Origin of the sequence: uncultured Holdemanella sp., assembly GCF_958348295.1 — a bacterium.
GTDB lineage: Bacteria > Bacillota_I > Bacilli_A > Erysipelotrichales > Erysipelotrichaceae > Holdemanella.
Window position 1 is genome coordinate 1 of record NZ_CATVYQ010000077.1, and the last position, 5,496, is coordinate 5,496.

At 34.0% G+C, this 5,496-nt stretch carries 4 protein-coding genes and 1 other annotated feature; all 4 genes read right to left on the bottom strand.

The features are described from left to right. Positions 1-71 precede the first annotated feature (71 nt). On the bottom strand, positions 72-1,832 hold the full coding sequence (locus Q3907_RS10300; RefSeq protein WP_301898210.1) for a M3 family oligoendopeptidase: 1,761 nt from the start codon (positions 1,830-1,832) through the stop codon (positions 72-74). Between the two features lie 306 nt (positions 1,833-2,138). Next, positions 2,139-2,873: an amino acid ABC transporter ATP-binding protein gene (locus Q3907_RS10305; protein ID WP_301898211.1), complete on the bottom strand. Its 735-nt coding sequence runs from the start codon at positions 2,871-2,873 to the stop codon at positions 2,139-2,141. Next, positions 2,866-4,395 (bottom strand): ABC transporter substrate-binding protein/permease, encoded by a 1,530-nt coding sequence (locus Q3907_RS10310; RefSeq protein WP_301898212.1) that lies wholly within the window; start codon positions 4,393-4,395, stop codon positions 2,866-2,868. The genes Q3907_RS10305 and Q3907_RS10310 overlap by 8 nt, the downstream gene beginning before the upstream one ends. 42 nt (positions 4,396-4,437) lie before the next feature. Then, positions 4,438-4,646: a binding site (T-box leader), on the bottom strand. Positions 4,647-4,697: 51 nt separating this feature from the next. Continuing rightward, complete coding sequence (locus tag Q3907_RS10315) at positions 4,698-5,441, bottom strand: hypothetical protein (RefSeq protein ID WP_301898213.1); 744 nt, start codon at positions 5,439-5,441, stop codon at positions 4,698-4,700. Positions 5,442-5,496 lie beyond the last annotated feature (55 nt).

Below are 5,496 nucleotides of genomic sequence, written 5' to 3' on the forward strand. Positions count from 1 at the left end.
AATTCGAACGCAATAGATTATATCATCATTTGTGAACTTTTGCAGAAAAAAAATTGCTTGTTTCCAAGCAATTATTTCGATAATTCGATAAATTCTTCAATTCTTGATTTTGCGGTTTCCAGTGCAGAAATCCAGAATGCTTCATCCGTTAAATCAATATCCAATACTTTAGCTGTATCTTCTACAGAAGCAACAGTTGTTGTGTGCAACATCTCTTTATATTTAGGAACAAATTTTTCTTTACCCATTTCCTGATATTTAACAACTAATCCTCGTGCAAATAATCCTCCAAAGGCGTATGGCCAGTTATAATAACTTAAATCTGAAGAATAGTAATGCGATTTACATACCCACATATATGGATGTAAACAATTTGGATCCAGTCCATCGCCATAAGCTTGTTTTTGTGCGTCCAACATAATTTCATTCAATTGATCTGTAAATAAGAATTCATCGCTTCTACGATCAAATACGGCTTTTTCAAATAAGTAACGAGAATAAATATCACAGATGATTTGACATAGATCTTGAAGCTGATTTTCAATCAATCCAAGTTTAACTTCTTTATCCTCTGTTTCATCAATCACTGCATTCATAATGATATTTTCATTAAATGTACTCGCTGTTTCTGCTACTGGCATTGAATATTCCCAGTTTAATGGTCGATGACTTTCAATATTCAATCCATGATATGCATGCCCTAGTTCATGAGCCAAAGTGACCACGTCGCCCAGACCTCCATCAAAGTTAGTTAGTACGCGTGATTGTTTCACAAATGGCATATTACAACAGAAAGCTCCACCCACTTTTCCTTTATGTGGATAAAAATCGATCCAGCTATTGTCAAATGCTTCTTCCATCATATCGGCCAATTCATCACAGAATGGTCTAAAATGATTTACTAAATATTCCTTTGTGGTTTCAGGTGTAAAACTTGTAGTAGCCGATTTTCCAACTGGCGCAAACAATTCATACCAAGGAAGACCATTTTCATACCCTAACATTTCTGCTTTTCTCTTTAAATACTTGTGGAATACAGGTAAATATTTTTGCATAGCACTCAATAAAGCATCTAATGTTTTTTGGGATACATGAGATTGATGTAAAGTCATATCCATTGGACTTTCATAACCACGCATTTTAGCTTCGGTAATAACTTGAAGCTTAATGTTATTTAATGAAAAACTTACCGCATCTGCAATTGGTGCATAACTTTTGATTTCTGCTTCATAAGCAGCTTTACGAACTTCTTTATCTGCATCATATGCAAGGTTACGAACAGATGCTAATGGCAACTTCTTGCCATCATATTCCACTTCAAGTGAGCTTGTTAAAAGGCTTTGTTGCTTTTCCCAAGCTGAACCACCAGGAATATTCATTTTAGCTAGTGCTTCTTCTACATCCTCGCTTAATAAGTATTTTCCGCTTTCATGAATGTCATTTAAAAAATACTTATATTCACAAAGTTCTGGACAATCTAAATAGCTGTTTAAATCTTTCATATCTGAAATATAACGTGAGAATACGGCCATAGCCTTACTTGCCATACTTGCGATGGTAGCTACTTTATCAATGGCTGCTGCCGCTTTAGTATTTGCGGTATTTGTGGATTGGCTCAAAAATCCAAAGCAACTTAAATGTTTTTCCAAAAGTTCAAATTCTTCTAAAGCCTCAACAATTCGAATCAAATCTTCCTTCTCATTTTCGTGGCTTAAAGTCTTTGAAAGTTCATCCAATTCTTTTGCCTTTTTTTCAAAAGAAATTAGATCTTCACTAAATTTAGGATCATCAAATCCTTTGTACAATACGTCTAATGACCATTCTGAATTCATATCAATTTCCTCCAATTTAATAAATTATACCATAAGAAAGTAGGCGATAGAGTTTAAATTCTACCGCCTCTTATCAAACCATACGTGCCCTATTAAGGCATACGGCTTACTACTTGGCTATATCCTTAGTAGACAAAGTATTTCAACCTTGTTGGGACTGTTTTACTTCAATGACTTTTGTATAGTGTTACGAGTATCTTGTACTTTATTGTCTCTAAAATAAAACAGTTGATAATCATTGATTTAGATTATCAACTATAAGCACGACTGCCTGTCGTACAGAAAAGCTTGAGCATATGCCCAAGCTTATAATACTTGTGATAAAAATTTAATAGTTCTAGGATTTTGTGGATGTTCAAAAATATCTTCTGGAGTACCTTGTTCTTGAATAATACCTTCATCCATAAATAATACGCGATCACTTGTTTCTCGGGCAAATCCCATTTCATGAGTTACAATCACAATTGTCATTCCTTGGTTTGCTAATTCTTTGATTACTTCTAATACACCTTTTACCATTTCTGGATCAAGTGCACTTGTTGGTTCATCACATAGAATCACATCCGGATGCATTGCTAAAGCACGAACAATAGCTAGACGCTGTTTTTGTCCACCAGATAATTTTCTTGGATATTCATCTTTCTTATCTTCTAAACCAACCTTTTTAAGCAATTCAATAGCTTCTTTTTCCGCCTGGTCTTTAGGTGTTTTAAGTTCTAAAATTGGTGTGATGGTAATATTTTCTAAAACAGTTAAGTGTGGGAATACATTAAAGTGTTGGAAGATCATCCCAATCTTTTTACGGTGTGTATCAATATCCACATTTTCAGCTGCGATATCCACACCTTCAAAAATGATTTGTCCACTTGTTGGTTTTTCTAATAAATTTAGGCAACGTAAGAAAGTCGATTTTCCCGAACCACTTGGCCCAATAATACTAATAACTTCTCCTTGATGGATTGTTTGGTCGATTCCTTTTAATACTTCTAAATCTCCAAAATTTTTATGTAAGTCTTTTACAACAATTAGTTCCTTAGTCACTGACACTCAACTTCCCTTCCATGTATTTAATTAATTTTGATAAAGAATATGTAACGATAAAGTAGATCAAACCAACAATTACTAATGGTTCAATAGATTTATAAGTAGCGGATTTAATTACACTGTTAACAGTCATTAATTCACCAATATAGAATGTACTTGCCAAAGATGTTTCCTTGATCATCATAACGAATTCATTACCTAATGCAGGCAAGATATTTTTGATAGCTTGAGGAATAATGATCTTAGTCATCATATGTACATTTGACATACCCAATGATTTAGCAGCTTCTCTTTGACCTTTATCTACCGACTGAATACCTGAACGGATAATTTCAGCGACATATGCACTCGAGTTGATTATCAATGCAATGATAACACTGACGATCATCGGCATATTTCCATTTGTCAAATAAGAGAAAATATTGATGAACAACCATAATTGTAGTAATAGTGGTGTTCCACGAATCAATTCTACATATACACCGGCAATTGCTTGTACAATCTTATTCTTTGATAATTTTACAAGGGCAAATAACCCACCAATAATTGTACCAAAGATAACAGTTATAGCTGCAAGTCCTAAAGTAACTCCTAAACCTTTTAATAATTGTGGCCAACAATATTGTACAATTTGAACACATGTTCCAAAGAATCCAGTTGCAGTCAATGTGAATTGTTCACTACTTTGTTTCTTAGCTGCTTTATACCATTTTTCATACAAACCTTTTTTATTAACTTCCTTTAAGATTTTATTGACTTCCTTCATCAATCTTTTTTCGCCTAAAGGAGCACCTACACGGTTACCTGCATAATCTTGGTCAATATTAAATAATTCATCTAACTTCGCAAGTTCAGAGTTCTTTTCAATATATTCATCAGCTGTACCTTCAGAGCATGCGACTGCTTGTACAGTACCATTCTTTAATAGGGCAACACCATCATCAATACTTGAAATCGATTGTAGTTTTGCGTCTGGAATTTGATCTTCGGTATATTGTTGCTGGATCGATCCTTGTTGAGCTGCTACTTTTAAGCCCGTTAAATCTGTTAATTTTTTATATTTCTCTTCATCTTTTTTAGGAATAATAACAGCCTGTCCACCAGTGTCTTCTGTCATATTGTATCCAATAGACATTTCCATCTGTTGAGCACGTGCTGGTGTATAGGCTAATCCTGTAATAGCCAAGTCAATTTCTTCAGTTTGAAGGTTTGCCAGAACTGTATCAAAACTTGCAGCCTTGATTGTTAATTTAACACCCATCTTTTTTGCGATATATTTTGCCAATTCAATATCAGAACCTACATATTGAGCTTGTCCTGTTTTTGTCGAATCAATAAATTCATTAGGAGGAAAATCCGGAGATGTTCCTACAATCAATTCTCCTCTTTCTTGAATTTTATCTAATAAATCACCTGTTGTTGATGTGTCTGTTTCATCGGCAAATGCAGGCATAATACTAGACATCATAATCATAAAACTTACTAAAAATGCCGAAATAAATCTAAATCCTTTTTTCATGTTGTCCTATTCCTTTCTAATAAAAAAAGCCGTCCTTGAATATACAAGGACGACTATAAAATCGCGGTACCACCTTATTTCCTGCACAAATGTACAGGCCCTTAACTCATAACGGGAGTATCCGAAGCTTCCTCAATCTTCGAAAGCTTAGCTCTAAGACACGTTCACCCTGTGCTTACTGTTCCATTTCCACCATCAGGAACTCACTATCAGCAGCATCCACGACTACTTCTTCTTTTCATTGCCTCTACAAAGGATGGCTTTATTATAAACAAACATTTTTTTAAATGCAACAGAAAATTTTAAGATTTTATCAACAACTCAATTTCATCCACATTTAGTGAACAATATGCAGATATTTGTTCAAGACCAAGTCCATCTTCATACATCTTGTGAACTATTTCTTCTAATTGTTTATTTGCATCTTGTTTTGTCTTTCTTGCTTCTTCTATTTCTTTACGAGCTTCTTCTTTTTCTTTACGAGCCTCTTCCTTTTCTTTATAAGCCTCTTCTTTTTCTTTATAAGCCTCTTCTTTTTCTTTACGAGCCTCTTTCATCTGTCTTTGAGCTTCTTCAAGTTCAAGCTGTAGTTCAATGCGTTCTTCATTTTCATGTAGTTTTTGAAAATCTTCTATTATTTTCTTCCAACGATCATCCGATATGGTTTCTACACGCTTCTCTAACATTTGAATCACCCCATCCTTCTCTATCATCATCTTAATTTTACTATCTTCCATTCCCTTGTGGCAATTCAAAAAGTAATAAATCATTTTCTCCTGTTCATTCATGTCTTCTAATGACTTGTTTAAATCTACTTTTGGCATTTCTATTGTACGTAACTTCATACGATCTTCTTTTTCTTCTTTCACAAAAGGTAAGTCACCATCACATTTGAGCCTGAATGTATTACATATATTATCATTTTCAAAAATACTCACATTAAAGAAAATCATGACAATGGTTTCCTTTAATTGACCGTAGCTCTTTCCTTCCATGTCTTGTGAACCATGAAGCCTAGCCGAATAATAAGGAAAGCGATTCATCATATGTTGATTACCAAATTAATTGCTACAAGAACATTTAAATTAAATTGTATACATA